Raw genomic sequence first — 18853 nt, forward strand, 5'->3', positions numbered from 1 at the left:
AACCACGTCGCCACTGCCCGGAAGTTCTTGAGGGCGTTGATCGGTTGGCCGGGTTAGTCCTGCGGAGAAGGTCCCGGGGCGTGCAGCTCACCGGATGCCGTCTCCAGGACCGCTTTTCCGGAGATCCGACGTCCGCGAAGCGCCTCGGCCGCCTCGTCGAAGCGGTCCCAGGATCCTTGCCAGCCGATCTCGACGGTGAGGGCCCCCTCAGCGGCCAACTCGGCAAGAATGGCCAGGTCAGCGCCGGTGTCGCCCTCGATGACGAAAGAGGTCAGCGACTTGGCCGGGCCGACGGTCGCATACGGCGGAAAGACCGCCGGTTCCCCGGATGTCCAGCCGACGCTCTGCACGCTGCCCCCGGGAGCGAGCAGGTCCCAGGCCGCGACCAGCTGGGGGCCGCCGACGCTGTCGATGACCACGTCGACCGGTCGCTGGAGTCCCTCCAGTCCGATCAGCACCTCGTCGGCGCCGGTCTCGGCCAGCCCCTCTCCACGGGCTGTCGAGCCCACGGACGCGATCACGTGGGCACCGGCCCGCGCCGCCAACTGGACGGCGAACCGGCCGACTCCCCCGGAGGCACCGGTGACCAACACCCTCTTGTCGGGTCCGATCCCGGCGGCCCGCAGCGAGCGCAGTGCGGCCACTCCGGCGACCGGCAGGGCCACCGCCTGCGCCAAGTCCAATCCCTTCGGCACCTTCGCAAGCGCACCCACGTCGATCGCGACGCGCTCGGCGAACGCCCCCGAGGTCAGGGCCACCACCCGGGTGCCCACCACCGGGCCGGTTCCGTCGGCGGCGGCTTGAACCACCACCCCGGCAGCGTCCGAACCGAGCACCGCGCCCACGGGGACCCGACCGGAGCGGGCGTCGTTGAGGTCGCCGTAGTTCAACGAGGCGTGGGAGACGTCCACCAGGACCTGGTTCGGCCCGGGCACGGGGTCAGGCACCTCGGCGAGACGGACGGCGGCGGGTGCGGACGGATCGACGACGAGAGCCCGAACAGGCATGTCTTCCCCCTTGGTTCACGACTTGTAACAGCAGTAATCATCAATAACGTTGCTGCTCATCGGAAGGAGGCACTTTCATGTCACGCAGTCACACCCGTGTTACCGAAGCGCTCAGGGAGGAAGCCTGCCCGGTCACCGAGGTGCTCGACCGCGTGGCGGGCAAATGGAGCATCGGGATCCTGATCGCCGCCGCCCATGGCCCGGTCCGCTTCACCGAACTCGAACGCTCCATCAACGGCATCAGCCGACGAATGCTCACCCTCAACCTGCGCAGGCTGGAGCGGGACGGACTGCTCGTTCGCACGGTGTATCCGACCGTGCCGCCCAAGGTCGAGTACAGCCTCACGCCTATGGCCCGAGAACTCCACGCCTCGCTGACCGGGCTGGTGGGCTGGGCCGAGCGTCACCGGTCCGCCATCGCCGAGGCCCGGGCCGCCTACGACACCGCGGCGGAGCAGGAACCCCACGCCGACTGAACGGGCCCGGACCGGCTCTCGGGCTTCCGCGATTCAACGGCAGCCAGCGGGGAGCGAAGGGCTCACCCTGGCGTCAAGAGACCTGCATACTCGCAAGGACAGGTCCTAGATGATCTCGATGGGGGCGTACGGCGGCGGGATCCGCTCCCCGCCGCCGTACGCCCGTCCACGCGAACGCCGTTACGTGGTCCTCGGTCCTTTCCCGGTACGGCCGCGTCAACCAACCTCCGTGACGGCGAGGGCATGGCCAGCAGTCCGCCAATGGCCACCGTGGACCACACCACCGCCCCCAGCACGAGAGCGGTCACCGCCTTGAGTGCCTGGGTGTCCCGGTCCGGCAGGGTACGGCCGGCTCGACGGTGTACGTCTCCTGCACGTCGTGCGCCTTGCCGTGGAGGACCTTGAGCACCGTGCAGGTGCGGATCTCCTGCTCGATCTTCATCGGTCTGCCTCCGGGGCGGTGGTGTGCGAGCCCGTACAGAACCCAACTTGAGCTGGGCGGGCCGACGATTGAGCCAAACCGCCGGCGAGGACGATCCGGCCCGTCCCGCGCAACGAAGAGCCCCGGGCGGGAGGACCAGGGGCTCGTCTGTGGGTGTCAGTTCCGCTGGGCGAGCCGGCGGCGTGTTCCTCCCCTTGGCGGAGCGCAGGCGGCGGGGTCGGCGCAGACGACGATGCGCACGTCGGCCGCCGACGCTCGGGGGATCCAGTGGGCGACGCCGTCATCCGTCCAGCGACCGCAGTGGGCACAGTGGCCGGAGGCTCGCGGACTGACCATGTCCCAGCACGGCGGGCTCACCGGGTTCCCCAGGGGCGGGTCCCGCAGCGCGGGCACTCGCATGGGGGAAACTCCAGGGAGTACACCGGCGCATCGGAAGGGGCGAACCTGACGGACCGTACGGGCGTCCGCTCCAGGGTTTCCGGGTTGATGCGGTACACCTCGATGGTCAGACCGGGATGTGTGGACTCACTGTCTGTAGTTGGCATGTGACTTACCATCGGGCTCACCGGACCCGGTGCGCGGCGGCGAGGGTGGCGTCATTCCGGCGGCAGAGGGGGCGTCATTTCGGTGTCGTCAGCCAGCCTTGGTGGGTAGCGTGATCCGTATGAGCACACCGAACGCAACGCTCCGGGCCGTACGGCTCGGTTTACTGATGAGCCAGGACGAGTTCGCCAGGGCGGTACGTGACGCCGGACAGCGCTCGGGCCAGCCGAACGAAGCTACGAAGCGGCTGGTGCAGCGCTGGGAGAGCGGTGAGACGGCGGCGCCCCGGCCGGTGTACGCCCGGGCGCTGGAGATGGTGACTGGCCTGCCGATCGAGTCCCTGGGCTTCGCGGCCCCGGTGCCGCAGGTCCGCGTGACCGACGACGGCCACGGCGGGCACGACCTACAGGACTCCCCGGTGGGCATCCCGGCTGCCGGCGGCCAGTCCACGGCCCAAGCCGCACCCCGGGGTAACTACTCCGGCATCTGGCTGAGCACCTATGAGTACTTCTCCAGCGGCCGGGACTCGACCTTCACGGGCAAGCACTACGTGGTGCTGCTCCAGCACGGCAACCGGCTGACGGGCCGCAGCCTGCCCCAGGGCTCACTGAACCCGGACAGCCCGCTGACGCTGGACCTCCAGGTGGACGGCGGCATCATCACCGGCACATGGACCGAGCAGACCGCGAGCGAGGGCTACTACCGGGGTGCGCGGTACTTCGGTGCCATCCAGATGCTGGTGGAGCCGACCGGCCGCCGCATGGCGGGCAAGTGGGTCGGGTTCGGCAAGGAGTTCGACGTGAACACGGGTCCGTGGGAGCTACGGTTCATGGACGCCGACACCAGCAAGGCCACCATCGCCAAGTACAACAAGGCGCCCGAATGACCTGGGACCAAGCAGCACTGAGCCCCTGCCGGATTGTCAGGGGCTCAGTCCTAGGCGCAGCAGGGCGCTGATCGCCTTGGCCGTCTATTAACTGGTCTCAATGCGTCGGTAGTTGTGCGCTCCTCCGTTGTCGGCGGCTGTCACAATTTCGTGCATCGCATCTGCTCAGGACAGCCGCTCGTGGGCCTGCCTGGGCGCACGCCAGAAGGCCTGGGCCATGATGCCGGTCCCCGACCGAACCGACTCCCGGCCGTAACATCCGTGCTGGCTACCGTGAGCGTGGTGCTCAGCAGCCCTGCGTGATGGGCTCAAACACCCCCATGTTCATCTTCCCCACATCGGGGTTGGGGTGCTCCCAAGTGATCCAGCCTATCGCCGCGACGCAGTAGTTCGCCGTGCCGGTCACACCAACGGGACCAGCGTGGTAGGCGAAGTTGCCGCTGTCACTATCGGGAGCGGTGGTGCTGGTACATCCCTGTCCCTCGCCCGATTTCTGCGCGCATCGCATGATCATGACCTCGGTATGGGCGGCGACACCGTAGGAGGGGCCGCGGTGGTAGAAGCAGGCGCTGTTGGTACCGCCGTTGCTGCTGTTGTAGTAGATGGTCAGCTCGCCGATGATGGTGTCGCGGCCGGGAATCCGGATGGGCTGACGGTGGGTAACGGTTCCGGAGCAGGAGGTGGCGGCCTGTGCGGGGGTGGAAGCGAGCAGGTTGGCGCCTATGAGAGTGGCCAAGGTGGTGAGCAAGACCAGGACGCGACGGCGGAAGTGCATGGGGTTCCCTTCTGGGGCCAGTGATCAACGAGGGTGACCGTGGGTCAGGGTAACGGTTCGCGCATCGCGGGGCCCTCCTCTATCGGAGCCTCTGATCTATGTGTGCGACAGGTAGACCCGGCCGGAGCGGAATTCGGATGCGGGAAGCCCCGGCCACCTGGGATGCTCCCCCTCCATGGCCGCACGACGCATCAAACCCAGCCTCTACATCTCCGTCGACATCGAGGCCGACGGCCCGATCCCAGGGCCGTACTCCATGCTGAGCTTCGGCGCGGCGGTCGCCGGGATCCAGGACGCCGACGGATTCACCGCGGCCGACCCGGAGGAGCACACCTTCTACCGCGAACTGCGGCCGATCAGCGGGGAGTTCGTGCCGGAGGCCCTGGCCGTGAGCGGCCTGGATCGGGAGCGTCTGGAGCGGGAGGGCAGCGAACCGGCCCTCGCACTCGCCGAGTTCACCGACTGGGTCCGCGAGGTGAGCGCGGGGGCCCAGCCGGTGATGTGCGGCTATCCGGCTTCGTACGACTGGACGTTCCTGTACTGGTACCTGATCCGCTTCACCGGTTCGAGCCCCTTCGGCCACTCCGGCTGCATCGACATGAAGACGCTGTACGCGACGAAGGCAGGGCTGCCGCTGCGGGCTGTCGCCAAGGGCACGATGCCGCGCGAGCTGCTGTCGAGGCGTCGCCACACCCACCATGCACTGGACGACGCCGTCGAGCAGGCCGAGCTGTTCGCCAACCTCATGAAGTGGCCGGGGCCCGGGTCGTCGCCGCCCTGGTGATCTCCTCCCCCGCCTCCATCGGATGGGTCACGTCCTGCGCGTCCCGGCCTTTGCCGAGGTGGTTGAAGACCAGGTTCAGCAGGACCGCCACCACACACCCCGTCGAGATGCCCGAGTCCAGGACGATCCTCGCCGTCTCCGGGAAGGCGTGGTAGAACTCCGGCGCCGCGATCGGGATGATGCCGACGGCCAGTGACACGGCGACGATCAGGACGTTGTTGTCCTTCTCCAGGCCGGCCCGGACCAAGGTCTGGATGCCGCTGGCCGCGACCGAGCCGAACAGGACCACGCCCGCGCCGCCGAGCACCGGGCGCGGTACGACCGCGATGAGCGACGCGGCCATCGGGCACAGGCCCATCAGCACCAGGAAGGCGCCGCCCGTGGCGACGACGTACCTGCTGCGGATCTTCGTCATCGCGACCAGGCCGATGTTCTGGGCGAAGGCGCTGCACATGAAGCCGTTGAAGAGGGGGCTGATCGCCGATCCGAGTGTGTCGGCGCGCAGGCCCGCCGCGATGGTCTTCTCGTCGGCCGGGCGCTGGACGATCTCACCCAGCGCCAGCATGTCGGCGGTCGATTCGGTCATCGACACCACCATCACCACGCACAGCGAGATGATCGCGGCGAGCTGGAACTGCGGGGCTCCGAAGTGGAACGGGGTCGGGAAGCCGATGACGTCCGCGTCCGCCACCGGGCCGAAGTCCGTGACGCCGAACGGGATCGCGACCAGCGTGCCGGCGACCAGGCCGAGCAGCACGGCGATCTGTTTGACGAAGCCCCGGGTGAAGCGGCGCAGGAGCAGCACGATCAGCAGGGTCCCGGCCGCCAGGCCCAGGTTCGTCGCCGAACCGTAGTCGTCCGCCGCCGGGTTGGGACCCTGCGCCCAGCCGAAGGCGACCGGGAGAAGGGAGATGCCGATCAGGGTGATGACCGTACCCGTCACCACCGGTGGGAAGAAGCGGACCGCCTTGCTGAAAAAGGGAGCGGCCAGGAAACCGAGGAGACCCGCCACGATCACCGCGCCGAAGATGATCGGCAACGCATCCGACTTGTCCTCGGTGGAGGCGACGATCGCGGTCATGGGGGCGACACCCGCGAAGGTGACGCCGTTGACGAACGGCAGCCGGGCGCCGATGTTCCAGATGCCCAGGGTTTGGAGGAAGGTGGCCAGGCCCGCGGTGAACAGGCAGGCGCCGGTGAGGAAGGTCAGGTCGGTGGCGGTCAGGCCTATGGCCGCGCCGACGATCAGGGGTGGGGCGACGACGCCCGCGTACATGGCGGCCACGTGCTGCAGGCCGGTGGTCGCCATTTTCAGGGCGGGGAGTTTCTCGTCGACGGGGTGGGTCGCGTCGACTGGCTGATCGGACACGGCGGCTCCTCCGAGCGGCTGACACGTCGGCGTTGACGTGGGTTTCATGGAGGTGATGCGTGTGGTCGTGCGGGACCGGGACGGACCCGTTCTCAGGGAGGGGAACGGTGACCGTTCCGGGGCGCACGCGTCCGACGCGCGCCCCGGAGACGGCCGCCATGGACCCCGCTCGGGTCCACGGCTGCCGACCGGGAGCCGTCCCTCCCGGCCGGAGATCAAGTGCCGTATGCAGTAAGGAGATTCAGTACGGCGATCAGGCCTGCGCCGAGATCCGCGCCAGGCGCTGCGCTTCCGCCCGCGTCGAGCGCGCGATCGCGTCCTCGTCGACGTGCAACAGGCGGTTGTCCTCGACGATCTGACGGCCGTTGACGAAGGAGGCCGTGACCGGGGCGGCAGCACCGAAGACCAGCGCCGTCACCGGGTCGGCGATCGAGGCGTGGGCCAGCGTGTCCAGCTTCCACAGCACCAGGTCGGCCAGCTTGCCCGGCTCCAGCGAGCCGATCTCCGCGGCACGGCCCAGGACTTGGGCGCCGCCGTACGTCCCGAGCCGCAGCGCCTGCCGTGCGTTCAGGGCGGCCTCGCGATGGGCGCCGAGGCGGTTGATGAGCAGGGCGTTGCGCAGCTCGGTGTGCAGCTCGCCGGACTCGTTGGACGCCGTACCGTCGACGCCGAGGCCCACCGGGACGCCGGCCGCGAGCATGTCGGGGACGCGGGCGATGCCGGCCGCGAGGCGTGCGTTGGACGACGGGCAGTGAGCGACACCCGTCTTCGTGCGGGCGAAGGCGGCGATGTCGGAGTCGTTCATATGGACGCAGTGCGCCATCCACACGTCCTCGCCGAGCCAGCCGGTGGACTCGAAGTACTCGGTCGGCCCCATGCCGAACAGCTCGTGGCAGAACTTCTCCTCCTCGACCGTCTCCGAACCGTGGGTGTGCAGCCGTACGCCGAGACGGCGGGCCAGCTCGGCGCCCTCCCGGAGGAGTTCGGTGGAGACGGAGAACGGTGAGCAGGGCGCGACGGCCACCTGGGTCATGGCGTCGAAGGAGGCGTCGTGGTGCTTGTCGACGGTCTCCTCGGTCGCGGCCAGCGCGCCCTCGAGGGTCTCGACGGCGAAGTCCGGCGGCAGCCCGCCGTCCTTCTCGCTGCGGTCCATGGAGCCGCGGGCCAGGGTGAAGCGGACGCCCGTCTCGCGGGCGGCGCGGATGATCGCGCCGGACAGGTCGCCGGAGTCGTGCGGGTAGACGTAGTGGTGGTCCATGGCGGTGGTGACGCCGCCGCGGGCCATCATCGCGAGCGAGCCCTGGGCCGCCGCGTACACCATCTGCTCGTCGATGCGTGCCCAGGTCGGGTAGAGGGCGACGAGCCAGTTGAAGAGGTTGTGGTCCGTGGCCAGGCCCCGGGTGATCCACTGGTAGAAGTGGTGGTGGGTGTTGACCAGGCCGGGGGTGACCAGGTGCCCGGTGGCGTCGATACGGCGTACGACGTTCTCCAGGCCCTCGGGGGCCTTGCCCGCGCCGACCGCCTCGATGCGGTTGCCGGCGACGACGACGTAACCGTTCGCGTACTCGGTGTCGTTCGCGTCGACGGTCGCGATCGCACAGTTCTCGATGACGATGCGCCGGTCTGCTGCCATGGTTCGTCCTTTGCGCTGATGTGGAGAGGGCACGGCAGGACCCCGGGAGTTTTGAGTGCCGCGGCCGGGAGCCTTCTGAAATCCGTGTCCCCGGCCGCGGGTGCCGAAATATGGAGTTGATCAGAGGTTGGTGAGGTCCACCGGGATCCTCGCCTCACAGCCGTCCCGCAGGATCGTGCCCTCGATCAGGCCGTACGGACGGTCGGCGGCGAAGTACACCTCGTTGTCGTTCTTCAGCCCGAACGGCTCCAGGTCGACGAGGAAGTGGTGCTTGTTCGGAAGGGAGAAGCGGACCTCGTCGATCTCGCTGCGGTTGTCGATGATGCGCGCGCCCATCTGGTACAGGGTCTGCTGGAGCGACAGCGAGTACGTCTCGGCGAAGGCCTGGAGCATGTGCTTCTTGGTCTGCTCGTAGGACTCGTCCCAGTGGGGCATCTCCTGCTCGTCGTCGGTCCAGTTGAACCGCCAGCGGCCGGAGACCTGGGTGGCCAGGATGCGGTCGTGGGCTTCCTGGAGCGTCGTGTACTTGTCCTTGACGTAGCCCCAGAACTCGGAGTCGGTCGAGTTCATCACGACGAGGTCCTTGAGGCCGGAGACGACCTCCCACCGCTCGCCGTCGAAGGTGATCTGGGCGAGGCGGGTCTCCTGGCCCTTGCGTACGAAGGAGTGCCCGGCCTCGCCTGAGGTCTCGATCCGCTCCCAGGAGTACTCCTCGATGCGGATACGGGCCGTCCTGATCGGCTCCTGCGAGGTCACGAAGTGCCGGGCCAGGTGGATGCCGAACTGCTCGGCGGACTCGATGCCGTGCTCCTTGGCGAACGCGTACACCGTGTTCTTGGTGGTGTCGGTCGGCAGGACGTTGGCGTTCGAGCCGGAGTAGTGGACCTCGTCCATGTCGCCGGAGAGCGACACGGATACGTTCAGGTCCTTGATGTGGTGGGTGGCGCCGTCCCGCGTGATCTTGACGACTCGGTTCTCGGCCTTGCCGTACTGGTTCTGTCCCAGGATCGTGGGCATGGTGTCTGCTAGCTCCCTCGGTATACGGAGTAGCCGAACGGGTTGAGCAGCAGCGGTACGTGGTAGTGCTCACCGGCCTTCACGGCGAAGGTGATGGCCACCTCCGGAAAGAAAACGGCACCGCTGTCCCGATTCGCGGGGGCGTCCTGCTGCGCATCGGCTTGCTTCTTCTCGAAGTACGGCTCCACAAAGAAGTCGAGCCGTACATGGGTCGTCCCTTCCGGCAGCGCCGGCAGGTCCTTGCACCGCCCGTCCGCGTCGGTCGCCGAGCCGCCGAGCGCCTGCCAGTCCGCATCGCGCCCGCCGCGGGCGGAGAGGTGGACGGCGACGCCCTCGGCGGGGCGGCCGATGCTGGTGTCCAGGATGTGGGTGGACACGGAGGCGGTGGTGCTCGTGCTCATGTCTGATCTTCCTCTACGAGGTCGGCCAGTCGGATGCGGTTGATCTTCCCCAGCTCGGTGCGGACGATCTCCCGCTCCTGCTCCGGCGAGTTGCCGGTCCGCTCCTTGACCGCGTCCCGCATCTGCTCACCGGTCCGGCCGGTCGCGCAGATCAGGAAGACATGGCCGAACTTCTCCTGGTAGGCCAGGTTCAGTTCGAGCATCTCCGCCTTGAGCTCGTCGGAGGCGCCGGCCATGCCGCGCTGCTCCCGGGCCGAGGTCGGGTCGCCCGGCTTGGGGCGGCCGATCGGCGGGTGCCCGGCCATCGCCTCTTCCAGGTCCACGGCGGTCAGCTCGGCCATCGCGGCGTCGCTGGCGGCGTAGAGGTCGTCGGAGGTGGCGTAGGGGCGGGCGGCGAGCAGCCGCTTGGCCCATGTGGTGGAGGCGCACGCCTCGTGGAGAACGGCGTAGGCCGCGTGCTCCTCCAGGGCATTGAACCGGGCCAGGCCCGGGGGCGTGGAATTCGACGTCACGGGAGCCTCCGTGGCCGCGCAGGGCCTTCGTACTGAACGGGCGTGCCGACAGCTAACGCCCTGCGACGACGAGACGTCAACGGTTTGTTGAAAATTCGCGGTAACGGAACCCGCGCAGGCTGCCTCAGACGTTCTTCTCGCGGTTCAGGTAGTTGTAGACCGTGAAGCGGCTCACCCCGAGCGCGCTCGCCACGGTCTCCACACCGTGCCGCACGGAGAAGGCGCCCCGCGCCTCCAGTATCCGTACGACCTCCTGCTTGGACTTGCGGTCCAGCTCGGCCAGCGGCTTGCCCTTCTTGCGCTCCATGGCGGCAAGGATGTGATCGAGGGAGTCGGCGAGCTGCGGGAGGCGTACGGCGACGACATCGGCACCCTCCCAGGAGAGCACGACGTCGTCGGGGCCGGCCTCGTCCGGCGGGAGCATCTCGCCGCCCATCGCGTCGACCAGCGGTTTCACGGCCGTGATGAAGGGCTCGTCCCCGCTCACTTCTCGTCCTCCGCGATCACGTTGACCTGGAGCGAGACCCGGGTGGCGCCCGCCTCCAGAGTCTTGCGCAGCAGCGCGTCCACGGCGGTGAGCACGGCGTCGGCCCCGCCCTCCGCGGTGTTGCCGAACGGACCGACGTCCACCGCGTCCAGCTCCGCCGCCTCCACCACCTCACGGGCCACCAGCGCGTGCGCGGGTGCCTCGTCGAGGTCGAAGGGCTCGGTCGTGAATTCCACTCTCAGTCGCACTGTGCCCCCAGAAAATACCTCTGACCTGCACTTTTACCCAGATCACCCACCGTGAGGGCACATCAGGGCACAAGGAGGATGCATCAGTCGACTCCTTCACAGCCGCGACGCACCCCAGGCCAATCAATTTCACCGGGACGGAGCCGCTTCGTCCGCCACGAGGCGACCCTAACCGACCATGGCCTCCCTCCGCCCTACACGTGACCAGCCCCTTAGGGCAGTGGGGGAGCGTGCCGGACGGCGCGGGTGGTCTCGGCTATGCGCGGGCCGACCAGCGGAAGGACGAAGCCGAGGGCGCCGAGGACGCATGCGACGGCGGTCGCGGGGGTCGGGCACGTGATGGCGAAAGGCGCGCAGGCCGTCGAGCGGGAGGCAGTGGTGTTGCCGGACGGGTGTATGGCGCCGGGTTCAGCTCCCATCAGTGGCTCCGTGAACGGACCATGTGGGGCTGCGCTCCTACAGGAGCAGGGACAGGACTGCGGCCGTAAACAGCAAGCCGACTCCGGCCTGAATGAAGTTGACCCCATGCTGCAGTCGCCGGAACTTGTCCCTCACCAGGCGAGCCAGAGCTGCGACTCTCTTGGCCCGCAGATCCGCCCGCATGTGCTCACCCAGCGCATCCGGTTCCAACGTGGCCCAGCGCGTCCAGTCCTCCAGGTCAGGGTTGTCGATCTGCACGGGACGGACAGTCATCAGCAGAAGCACGGTGGCGATCAACAGGCAGGCGGTCCCAGCAGCGCCCACTGCCAAGACGGCGGGCGGTTGGGCGTCGTAGCCACCACGTGTGGCGAGGAAGACCAGGCCTAAGCTGGTCAGCGCGAGAACGGTGTTGGCCTTGGCATCCGCTCGAACGAGTTCGCTCATGAGTGTGGCTAACGCGTCGTCCAGATTCTTCGACATACGATCATTGCTGTTACTCGGCTCCTGCGTCATAAGGCCTCCGTCCCAGGAAGCAAGACGCCAAGAAGCAGCCGTCGGTTTCCCTGAGGTGCCCCGAGTCGGACCCCGGCTCCGCCGACCGCACAGACCACGCAGAACTCGCCTCCTCGCACGCGCTCGACCTAACGCCCTGCACGGATTTTCGGGCAGCCCTCGCTGGCGCCGGATCTCCGCGACGGACCCTGCTTCCTGCCCCGTAGAACAGACGAGAAGAAACCGCAGGGAGGGGACCGCGACGTGGCAGGGCACAGGGTCAGAGGTATCAGGGGTACGGCACTCGCGGCGGCGGCCATGGCGGCGCTGACCGCGTCCCAGGCGCCTGGGACGACATCGGCGCGGGCGGCGGCGCCTGCGGAACCGGCCGCCGGGCGCGGGCCGAGCGTGTCCGGGGACACCCCGTACCGCACCGAGCTGCCGCCGCTGCGAACGGCGCGGGAGCGGAAGGCGAAGACGTCACCGGCGGGTGGCACGCTCCCGGCGAGCATGTTCGCCGCCTACCGGCGGGCCGAGACACGGCTCGCGCACTCTGCGCCAGGCTGCCGGCTGCGATGGCAGCTGCTGGCCGCCATCGGGCAGGTGGAGTCCGGGCAGGCGGGCGGCGGACGGGTGGACGCGGAGGGTACGACCCTGACGCCGATTCGCGGCCCCCGGCTGGACGGCGTCGGCTTCGCCCTCATCCGGGACAGCGACGGCGGGGCGTACGACGGGGACACGGTGTACGACCGCGCGGTCGGCCCGATGCAGTTCATCCCGTCGACCTGGGCGGTCTGGGGCGTCGACGGCAACGGGGACGGCCGGGCCGACCCGCACAACGTCTTCGACGCGGCGCTCGCCGCCGGGCGCTACCTGTGCGCCGGCGGACGCGACCTGTCCGTGCCGGGCGACCTGGACGCGGCGATCCTCGGCTACAACCACTCCAGGGCCTATCTGCGGACGGTGCGGGCGTGGTTCGCGTACTTCCTGGAGGGACACCGGGTGGTGCCGGACGCGGTGGCGGCGGGCGGCGCGCGCCCGGAGCCCGAGGCCGACCGGCCGGTGCGGCGCGAGCCGTCGCCGACGCCGAGTGCCCGCCCGGCGGGCGATGGTTCCGGTACGCCGTCCCCCTCCCCGACCCCGTCCGAGCCACGGCCGACGCACAGTACCCGTCCGCCGAACCGTCGGCGGCTCCCTTGGTACCGCTCCCCGACCCCGAACTCGCCCCGCCGCCGAGGACATGCTGCCCAGCACGGCTCCGCTCCCCGGCAACGAGAAGAACCCCATGGTCGCCGCCCCCTCCACAACCGCGACTACCGGGCGGTAATGTCGCCCCTCGCCGGGCGCACATGACCGGCGGGTGAGCGCAAAGGGGCCCTGATGGCGACGACGGACATGCCCGCGGAGATACAGGCGGCCCACGACCGGTGGGAACGTATGTGGAGCCACCGCGAGCACCTGCTCAAGGTGGCCCGCCGCAGGTCGATGTCCCTGGAGGACGCCGAGGACGCCGTGCACGAGGCGATGCTGCGCGCGGCCGAGCGCCCCGACCTGGACGACGAGCGGCTGGCCGGCTGGCTGACGACGGTGACGATCCGGCTGTGCGTGGACCGGTACCGGCAGGTCAACCGCGAGGCCGAGGTGCGCACCAGCCCGATGCTGATCGCCCCCGGCCCGGTGCCGGTCGAGGAGGCGGTGTGCGACCGGGCCGAGGCCAGGTGGCTGGCCGTGCGCAGCAGTGAGCTGCCCACGCGCCAGGCGGAGGCACTCCGGCTGAAGTCCGAGGACCTGGATGTCGGCCAGGTCGCCGTACGGATGGGCCTGAGCTACCGGACGGTCGAGTCGCTGCTGGCCCGGGCCCGCCGGACACTGCGCAACTCGCTGGCCGGCACGCTCGGTCTCGCCCTGTTCCTGTGGGGCCGGGGCAGACCGCGCGGGGCCTCGCACGCGCAGGCCGTGGCCGTGGCCGGGACGGCGGCGACACTGGCGGTGGCGGGGTTCGTCCTGCCGTACGCCCACGACTGGGACGGGCAGGGCACGGCGCCGCGGCCCTCCGTCTCCCCGGTCCCGGAGGCGTGGCAGCGGGCGGACAGCGAGGGCGGGGAGACGTCCCCGGACGCGCGTGAAGTGCCGACCGCATCAAGGACCGGCGCCCCTGAGGCAAGGCGGACCCCCGGCGACCGGCCGCTGCTGCCGCTGTCCGTGCCGTCCCTGCCGGAGGTCCCCCTCTCCTCGGGGCCGGCACTGCCGGCTCCCGACGTGCCCGCGGTGCCTGAGGTGCCCGCGGTGCCTGAGGTGCCCGCAGTGCCCGACGTACCCGAGCTGCCAGGCATCTCGGCGGCCCCGGACGTGCCGGATCTTCCAGAGGTGCCGGACCACCCCGCGGCTTCCGACACGCTCGAAGCACCCGTGAGCCCCCTGCCGTAACCCCCTCTCAAACCCGTCCGCAAAAAAAATCGCCTCCGCCGCGACGGACGCCCCGCCCCTCCCCGTAGAGCAGATGTCGGAGCTGCTCCACGGGTGACTTCACGGGCGAAGGGTGGACCGGATGGGTGTCGAGATCTGTGTGGAAGGGCTGACCAAGTCCTTCGGTCACCAGGTCATCTGGCAGGACGTCTCGCTGACCCTGCCCGCCGGGGAGGTCTCGGTCATGCTCGGCCCGTCGGGCACGGGCAAGTCGGTGTTCCTCAAGACGCTCGTCGGACTGCTCAGGCCGGACCGCGGCTCGGTCCTGGTGGCCGGCCGGGACATCACCAAGCTCCGTGAGCACGAGCTGTACGAGGTGCGGAAGCTGTTCGGCGTGCTGTTCCAGGACGGCGCGCTGTTCGGCTCGATGAACCTGTACGACAACATCGCCTTTCCGCTGCGCGAGCACACCCGCAAGCCGGAGAGCGAGATCCGGCGGATCGTCCTCGAGAAGATGGACATGGTCGGTCTGATCGGGGCCGAGGAGAAGCTGCCCGGAGAGATCTCCGGCGGTATGCGCAAACGTGCCGGGCTGGCGCGGGCGCTGGTCCTCGACCCGGAGATCATCCTGTTCGACGAGCCGGACTCGGGGCTCGATCCGGTGCGCGTCGCGTATCTCAACCAGCTGATCGTCGACCTCAACGCCCAGATCGACGCAACCTTCCTGATCGTCACCCATGACATCGCCTCGGCCCGCCAGGTCCCGGACAACATCGGGCTGCTGTTCCGCCGCGAGCTGGTGATGTTCGGACCCCGCGACCAACTGCTGACCAGCGACGAACCCGTCGTACGGCAGTTCCTGAACGGCCGGATGCAGGGGCCCATCGGTATGGCGGAGGAGAAGGACGCCGCCCAGGTCGAGCAGGAACTGGCCCAGATCGGCGAGACCACCGACCCCGAGCACCTCACTCCCCGACTGCTGCCCAGCCCCGGCATCTCCCGGCCACCCCGCTGGCAGGCCATCGCCAAGCGGGAGGAGAAGGTGGCACGCGCATGAGCCTCAACCCCGTCGGCGCGCTGCGCCACTCCGGCAGCCTCTTCGCGATGGCCCTGGACGTCGTGCGGACCGTCCCCAAGCGGCCGTTCCAGGTGCGGGAGTTCATCCAGCAGGCCTGGTTCATCGCCAGCGTCACGATCCTGCCGACCGCCCTGGTCTCCATCCCCTTCGGTGCGGTCATCGCCCTGCAGATCGGCAGCCTGACCCGGCAGTTGGGCGCGCAGTCGTTCTCGGGTGCGGCCTCCGTCCTCGCGGTGCTGCGCGAGGCCTCGCCGATCGTCACGGCGCTGCTGATCGCGGGCGCCGGCGGGACGGCGATCTGCGCGGACCTCGGGGCGCGGAAGATCCGCGAGGAGATCGACGCGATGCAGGTGCTGGGCATCGACCCCATCCACCGGCTGGTCGTGCCGCGGGTGCTGGCCTCGATGCTGGTGGCGGTGCTGCTCAACGGCCTGGTGTCGGTGGTCGGGGTGGCGGGCGGCTACTTCTTCAACGTCGTCCTGCAGGACGGCACTCCGGGCGCGTATCTGGCCTCCTTCACCACCCTCGCCCAGCTGTCCGACCTGTGGGCGGCCGAGATCAAGGCACTCGTCTTCGGCGCGATCGCGGCGATCGTCGCCTCGTACAAGGGACTCACCGCGAAGGGCGGCCCGAAGGGCGTGGGCGACGCGGTGAACCAGTCGGTGGTGATCACCTTCATGTTGCTGTTCGTGACGAACTTCGTGATGACCGCGGTGTACTTCCAGGTCGTTCCGCAGAGGGGCTAGCCGATGAGACTTCTCGACCGCCCCCTGAAGTCCCTCGAGGACCTGGGCGCTCAACTCTCCTTCTACGGCCGCTCGCTCGCCTGGACGGGCCGGACCCTGCGCCGCTACAAGAAGGAGATCCTGCGGCTGCTCGCCGAGGTCAGCTTCGGCCGGGGCGCGCTCGCCGTGGTGGGCGGCACGGTCGGCGTGATCGCCTTCCTGTCGTTCTTCACCGGCACCGAGGTGGGACTGCAGGGGTACGCCGCGCTCAACCAGCTCGGCACCTCCAACTTCGTGGCGTTCCTGTCGGCGTACTTCAACACCCGGGAGATCGCCCCGCTGGTGGCCGGGCTCGCGCTGTCCGCGACGGTCGGCGCCGGGTTCACCGCGCAGCTCGGCGCGATGCGGATCAGCGAGGAGACCGACGCCCTGGAGGTCATGGGCGTGCCGTCGCTGCCGTTCCTGGTGACCACCCGGATGATCGCCGGGTTCGTCGCCGTGATCCCGCTGTACGTGGTCGGGCTGCTGTCCTCGTACCTCGCCGCCCGCACCATCACCACCGGCTACTACGGGCAGTCGGCGGGCACCTACGACCACTACTTCCAGCAGTACCTGCCCCCGGTCGACGTGCTCTGGTCCTTCGGCAAGGTACTGGTGTTCGCCGTCGTGATCATCCTTGTGCACTGCTTCTACGGCTACTACGCGAGCGGCGGCCCGGCGGGCGTCGGCGTCGCGGTCGGACAGGCCGTGCGGACCTCGATCGTGGCGATCAACGTCCTGGACTTCTTCCTGAGCCTCGCGATCTGGGGCGCCAACACGACCGTACGGATAGCGGGGTGAGCGCGGTGAGCCGAGTGAGAGTGATGAGACTGCGGGTGTACGGGCTGGTGTTCCTCGCCGTGCTGGCCCTGCTGCTGTCCCTGTCCGTCGCCGTCTACCGGCAGGCGTTCACGCCGGTCGTGCGGATCACGCTGGAGGCGGACAGCCTGGGCAACCAGCTCGACCGGCGTGCCGACGTCAAGCTGCGCGGGCTGCTGGTCGGCGAGGTGCGTGAGGTGCGCGCGGACGGGACGAAGGCGACCCTCGACATCGCGCTCAAGCCGGAGCACGTCGCGTACATCCCCGCCGATGTGCACGCCCGGCTGCTGCCCAAGACGCTGTTCGGCGAGAAGTACGTCGACCTGGTCGTGCCCGCCGGCTCGTCCGCCCGGGCGATCCGCGCCGGGGACGTCATCACTCAGGACCGCACCCGCGTCGGCATCGAGCTCCAGCAGCTGATGAACGACCTGCTGCCGCTGCTGCGGACCGTGAAGCCGGGCGAACTCAACGCCACACTCTCCGCGTTCGCCACGGCCCTCGAAGGGCGCGGCGACCGGATCGGCGACAACCTCACGCGCGTGGAGGCCTATCTGCGCAAGCTCAATCCGCATCTGCCGTCCCTGAAGGAGGACATCGCGCGGTTCGCGGACGTCGCCGAGGTGTACGGCGACGCGGCGCCCGACCTGATGAAGATCCTCCGCAACACGGTCACGACCAGCCGCACTCTGGTGGAGAAGAAGGAACAGTTGGCCGCAGCGCTCACCTCGACCACGACCACCGCCCGCACGGCGGACGACTTCCTCGCCACGAACGGCGACCGGCTGATCACCCTGGGCCGGGTCTCCCGGCCCACGCTGGAGCTGTTCGCCCGCTACTCACCCGAGTACCCCTGCCTCCTGGACGGCCTGGTCCGGCAGGAGGAGGCCTCCGAGGAGGCGTTCCGAGGCGGGAAGATGCGCATCACGCTCGAAGTGGTGCGGCAGCAAGGGGCGTACGAACCCGGTGAGGAGCCCCGCTACGGCGAACGGTCGGGGCCCAACTGCCGCGACATGCCCCACCCTCCGGTGCCCGGGCCCAAGCCCCACCTCAACGACGGTACGGCCGCGGCGAGTTCGTCCGGGGTGTCCGGTACCCGGGCCGAGCAGCGCGCCGTCGGCTCGCTCGTGGCACCCGTGCTCGGCGTGCCCGCCGACGAGGTGCCGCCGGTCGCGACGCTGCTGTTCGGGCCGATGGCACGCGGGACGGCGGTGAGCGTCGCATGAGCAGCAGCACGACGAAGGCGCGCCGGACCGCCGGACCGCTGATCAGGTTCAGCCTCTTCGCGCTGGTGACGATCCTGGCGACGGCCCTGCTGGCCGCCACCATCGGCAACCTCTCCTTCACGCCCAAGGACACGTACCGCGCGGTGTTCAGCGACGTCACCGGCCTGGAGGAGGGCGACGACATCCGGGTGGCCGGGGTGCGGGTCGGTGAGGTCGAGGGCATCCGGATCAAGGACCGGACCCGGGCGGAGGTCACCTTCACGGTGACCGAGAAGCGCCCGCTGCTGACCGGCACCGGCGCGGTCATCCGCTACCGGAACCTCGTCGGGCAGCGGTACGTCGCGCTGACGGAGGGTGCGGGCGACGGCACCCGGCTGCGGCCCGGCGCCACGATCCCGCTGTCGCGGACGCAGCCCGCGCTGGATCTGAACGCGCTGCTGAACGGCTTCAAGCCGCTGTTCGCCGCGCTCAGCCCCCAGGACGTCAACCAGCTCGCCACCGAGATCATCAAAACGCTGCAGGGCGAGGGCGGCACGGTCAACAGCCTGCTCGCGCACACGGCGTCGCTCACCACCACACTCGCCGGCCGCGACCAGCTGATCGGTTCCGTGATCGACAACCTCAACACCGTGCTGGAGACGCTCGACAAGCGCGGCGCCCGCTTCTCCGGGCTGCTCAAACAGTTGCGCCGGGTGATCTCGGGGCTGTCCGCCGACCGCAAGCCCATCGGGAAGTCGCTGGTGAGCATCGGCGACCTGACGGAGGCGACGTCGGGGCTCCTCGCGGACGCCCGCCCGCCGCTCAAGGACGACATCGCCGAGCTGACCGAGCTCACCGGAACGCTGAACAGGAACGAGAAGACCGTGGAGGGCGTGCTGAAGCGGCTGCCGAACAAGCTGGGCGAGCTGACCGGGACGGCGTCCTACGGCTCGTGGTTCAACTTCTACCTCTGCGACTTCGACGGCCGGATCGTGCTGCCGAAGACACGTGAGGTGCTCACTCCGGAGCTGCATGTGGCGAGGGCGAGGTGCGCCGGATGACCGTCCTCCTGCGCAGGAAACAAAGGCCCCA

General features: G+C 69.4%; 22 protein-coding genes. 10 read left to right on the top strand and 12 right to left on the bottom strand.

Annotated elements, in window-relative coordinates; all coding sequences use genetic code 11:
* Positions 1-53: 53 nt before the first annotated feature.
* The gene (locus StrepF001_RS30530; RefSeq protein WP_129801435.1) at positions 54-1007 is read right to left on the bottom strand and encodes a zinc-binding dehydrogenase; all 954 of its coding nucleotides are present in this window, start codon (positions 1005-1007) and stop codon (positions 54-56) included.
* Positions 1008-1084: 77 nt separating this feature from the next.
* Here StrepF001_RS30530 and StrepF001_RS30535 point away from each other — a divergent pair, with 77 nt between their 5' ends.
* The gene (locus tag StrepF001_RS30535) at positions 1085-1483 is read left to right on the top strand and encodes a helix-turn-helix domain-containing protein (protein ID WP_129801436.1); all 399 of its coding nucleotides are present in this window, start codon (positions 1085-1087) and stop codon (positions 1481-1483) included.
* Between the two features lie 304 nt (positions 1484-1787).
* On the opposite strand, the gene StrepF001_RS45835 is transcribed toward StrepF001_RS30535, so the two are convergent.
* Positions 1788-1925, bottom strand: coding sequence for a hypothetical protein (locus StrepF001_RS45835; protein WP_165396417.1), 138 nt, complete (start codon positions 1923-1925; stop codon positions 1788-1790).
* Between the two features lie 664 nt (positions 1926-2589).
* Between StrepF001_RS45835 and StrepF001_RS30545 the strand changes: the two genes are divergently transcribed.
* A complete protein-coding gene (locus StrepF001_RS30545) occupies positions 2590-3354 on the top strand; it encodes an XRE family transcriptional regulator (protein ID WP_129801438.1) in 765 nt (254 codons plus the stop codon).
* A 286-nt stretch (positions 3355-3640) separates the two neighbouring features.
* On the opposite strand, the gene StrepF001_RS30550 is transcribed toward StrepF001_RS30545, so the two are convergent.
* Positions 3641-4129, bottom strand: a complete 489-nt coding sequence (locus tag StrepF001_RS30550; RefSeq protein ID WP_206306989.1) for a hypothetical protein — start codon at positions 4127-4129, stop codon at positions 3641-3643.
* A gap of 175 nt (positions 4130-4304) precedes the next feature.
* Between StrepF001_RS30550 and StrepF001_RS30555 the strand changes: the two genes are divergently transcribed.
* Positions 4305-4913 (top strand): 3'-5' exoribonuclease, encoded by a 609-nt coding sequence (locus StrepF001_RS30555; protein WP_129801439.1) that lies wholly within the window; start codon positions 4305-4307, stop codon positions 4911-4913.
* On the opposite strand, the gene StrepF001_RS30560 is transcribed toward StrepF001_RS30555, so the two are convergent.
* The 9 genes from StrepF001_RS30560 to StrepF001_RS30600 form a co-directional block, all read right to left on the bottom strand.
* The gene (locus StrepF001_RS30560; RefSeq protein ID WP_276322855.1) at positions 4873-6282 is read right to left on the bottom strand and encodes a nucleobase:cation symporter-2 family protein; all 1410 of its coding nucleotides are present in this window, start codon (positions 6280-6282) and stop codon (positions 4873-4875) included. The genes StrepF001_RS30555 and StrepF001_RS30560 overlap by 41 nt on opposite strands.
* 253 nt (positions 6283-6535) lie before the next feature.
* The gene (locus tag StrepF001_RS30565) at positions 6536-7915 is read right to left on the bottom strand and encodes an 8-oxoguanine deaminase (RefSeq protein ID WP_129801440.1); all 1380 of its coding nucleotides are present in this window, start codon (positions 7913-7915) and stop codon (positions 6536-6538) included.
* 120 nt (positions 7916-8035) lie between these two features.
* On the bottom strand, positions 8036-8932 hold the full coding sequence (pucL, locus tag StrepF001_RS30570; protein ID WP_129801441.1) for a factor-independent urate hydroxylase: 897 nt from the start codon (positions 8930-8932) through the stop codon (positions 8036-8038).
* A gap of 8 nt (positions 8933-8940) precedes the next feature.
* Positions 8941-9333 (bottom strand): hydroxyisourate hydrolase, encoded by a 393-nt coding sequence (uraH, locus tag StrepF001_RS30575; protein WP_129801442.1) that lies wholly within the window; start codon positions 9331-9333, stop codon positions 8941-8943.
* On the bottom strand, positions 9330-9845 hold the full coding sequence (gene uraD / locus StrepF001_RS30580; protein ID WP_129801443.1) for a 2-oxo-4-hydroxy-4-carboxy-5-ureidoimidazoline decarboxylase: 516 nt from the start codon (positions 9843-9845) through the stop codon (positions 9330-9332). Before uraD ends, uraH begins: the two co-directional genes overlap by 4 nt.
* A 124-nt stretch (positions 9846-9969) precedes the next feature.
* On the bottom strand, positions 9970-10281 hold the full coding sequence (locus StrepF001_RS30585; protein WP_129801528.1) for a helix-turn-helix domain-containing protein: 312 nt from the start codon (positions 10279-10281) through the stop codon (positions 9970-9972).
* A gap of 47 nt (positions 10282-10328) precedes the next feature.
* Positions 10329-10580 (bottom strand): hypothetical protein, encoded by a 252-nt coding sequence (locus StrepF001_RS30590; protein ID WP_129801444.1) that lies wholly within the window; start codon positions 10578-10580, stop codon positions 10329-10331.
* Between the two features lie 212 nt (positions 10581-10792).
* Complete coding sequence (locus tag StrepF001_RS30595; RefSeq protein WP_129801445.1) at positions 10793-10999, bottom strand: hypothetical protein; 207 nt, start codon at positions 10997-10999, stop codon at positions 10793-10795.
* Between the two features lie 37 nt (positions 11000-11036).
* On the bottom strand, positions 11037-11480 hold the full coding sequence (locus tag StrepF001_RS30600) for a Pycsar system effector family protein (RefSeq protein ID WP_129801446.1): 444 nt from the start codon (positions 11478-11480) through the stop codon (positions 11037-11039).
* A 276-nt stretch (positions 11481-11756) separates the two neighbouring features.
* Between StrepF001_RS30600 and StrepF001_RS30605 the strand changes: the two genes are divergently transcribed.
* The 7 genes from StrepF001_RS30605 (at position 11757) to StrepF001_RS30635 (ending at position 18822) form a co-directional block, all read left to right on the top strand.
* The gene (locus tag StrepF001_RS30605; RefSeq protein WP_240797750.1) at positions 11757-12845 is read left to right on the top strand and encodes a lytic transglycosylase domain-containing protein; all 1089 of its coding nucleotides are present in this window, start codon (positions 11757-11759) and stop codon (positions 12843-12845) included.
* Positions 12846-12872: 27 nt separating this feature from the next.
* Entirely contained in the window at positions 12873-13919 is a 1047-nt protein-coding gene (locus StrepF001_RS30610; protein ID WP_129801447.1) for a sigma-70 family RNA polymerase sigma factor, read from the top strand.
* 121 nt (positions 13920-14040) lie between these two features.
* Entirely contained in the window at positions 14041-14955 is a 915-nt protein-coding gene (locus tag StrepF001_RS30615) for an ABC transporter ATP-binding protein (protein ID WP_129801448.1), read from the top strand.
* A complete protein-coding gene (locus StrepF001_RS30620; RefSeq protein ID WP_129801449.1) occupies positions 14952-15722 on the top strand; it encodes an ABC transporter permease in 771 nt (256 codons plus the stop codon). Before StrepF001_RS30615 ends, StrepF001_RS30620 begins: the two co-directional genes overlap by 4 nt.
* 3 nt (positions 15723-15725) lie before the next feature.
* Positions 15726-16541: an ABC transporter permease gene (locus StrepF001_RS30625; RefSeq protein WP_129801450.1), complete on the top strand. Its 816-nt coding sequence runs from the start codon at positions 15726-15728 to the stop codon at positions 16539-16541.
* Between the two features lie 23 nt (positions 16542-16564).
* Positions 16565-17782, top strand: coding sequence for an MCE family protein (locus tag StrepF001_RS30630; protein WP_129801530.1), 1218 nt, complete (start codon positions 16565-16567; stop codon positions 17780-17782).
* On the top strand, positions 17779-18822 hold the full coding sequence (locus StrepF001_RS30635; protein WP_129801451.1) for an MlaD family protein: 1044 nt from the start codon (positions 17779-17781) through the stop codon (positions 18820-18822). Before StrepF001_RS30630 ends, StrepF001_RS30635 begins: the two co-directional genes overlap by 4 nt.
* Positions 18823-18853 lie beyond the last annotated feature (31 nt).

It is taken from the genome of Streptomyces sp. F001 (genome assembly GCF_004187715.1).
In the GTDB taxonomy this organism is placed as follows: Bacteria; Actinomycetota; Actinomycetes; order Streptomycetales; family Streptomycetaceae; genus Streptomyces; species Streptomyces flavusporus.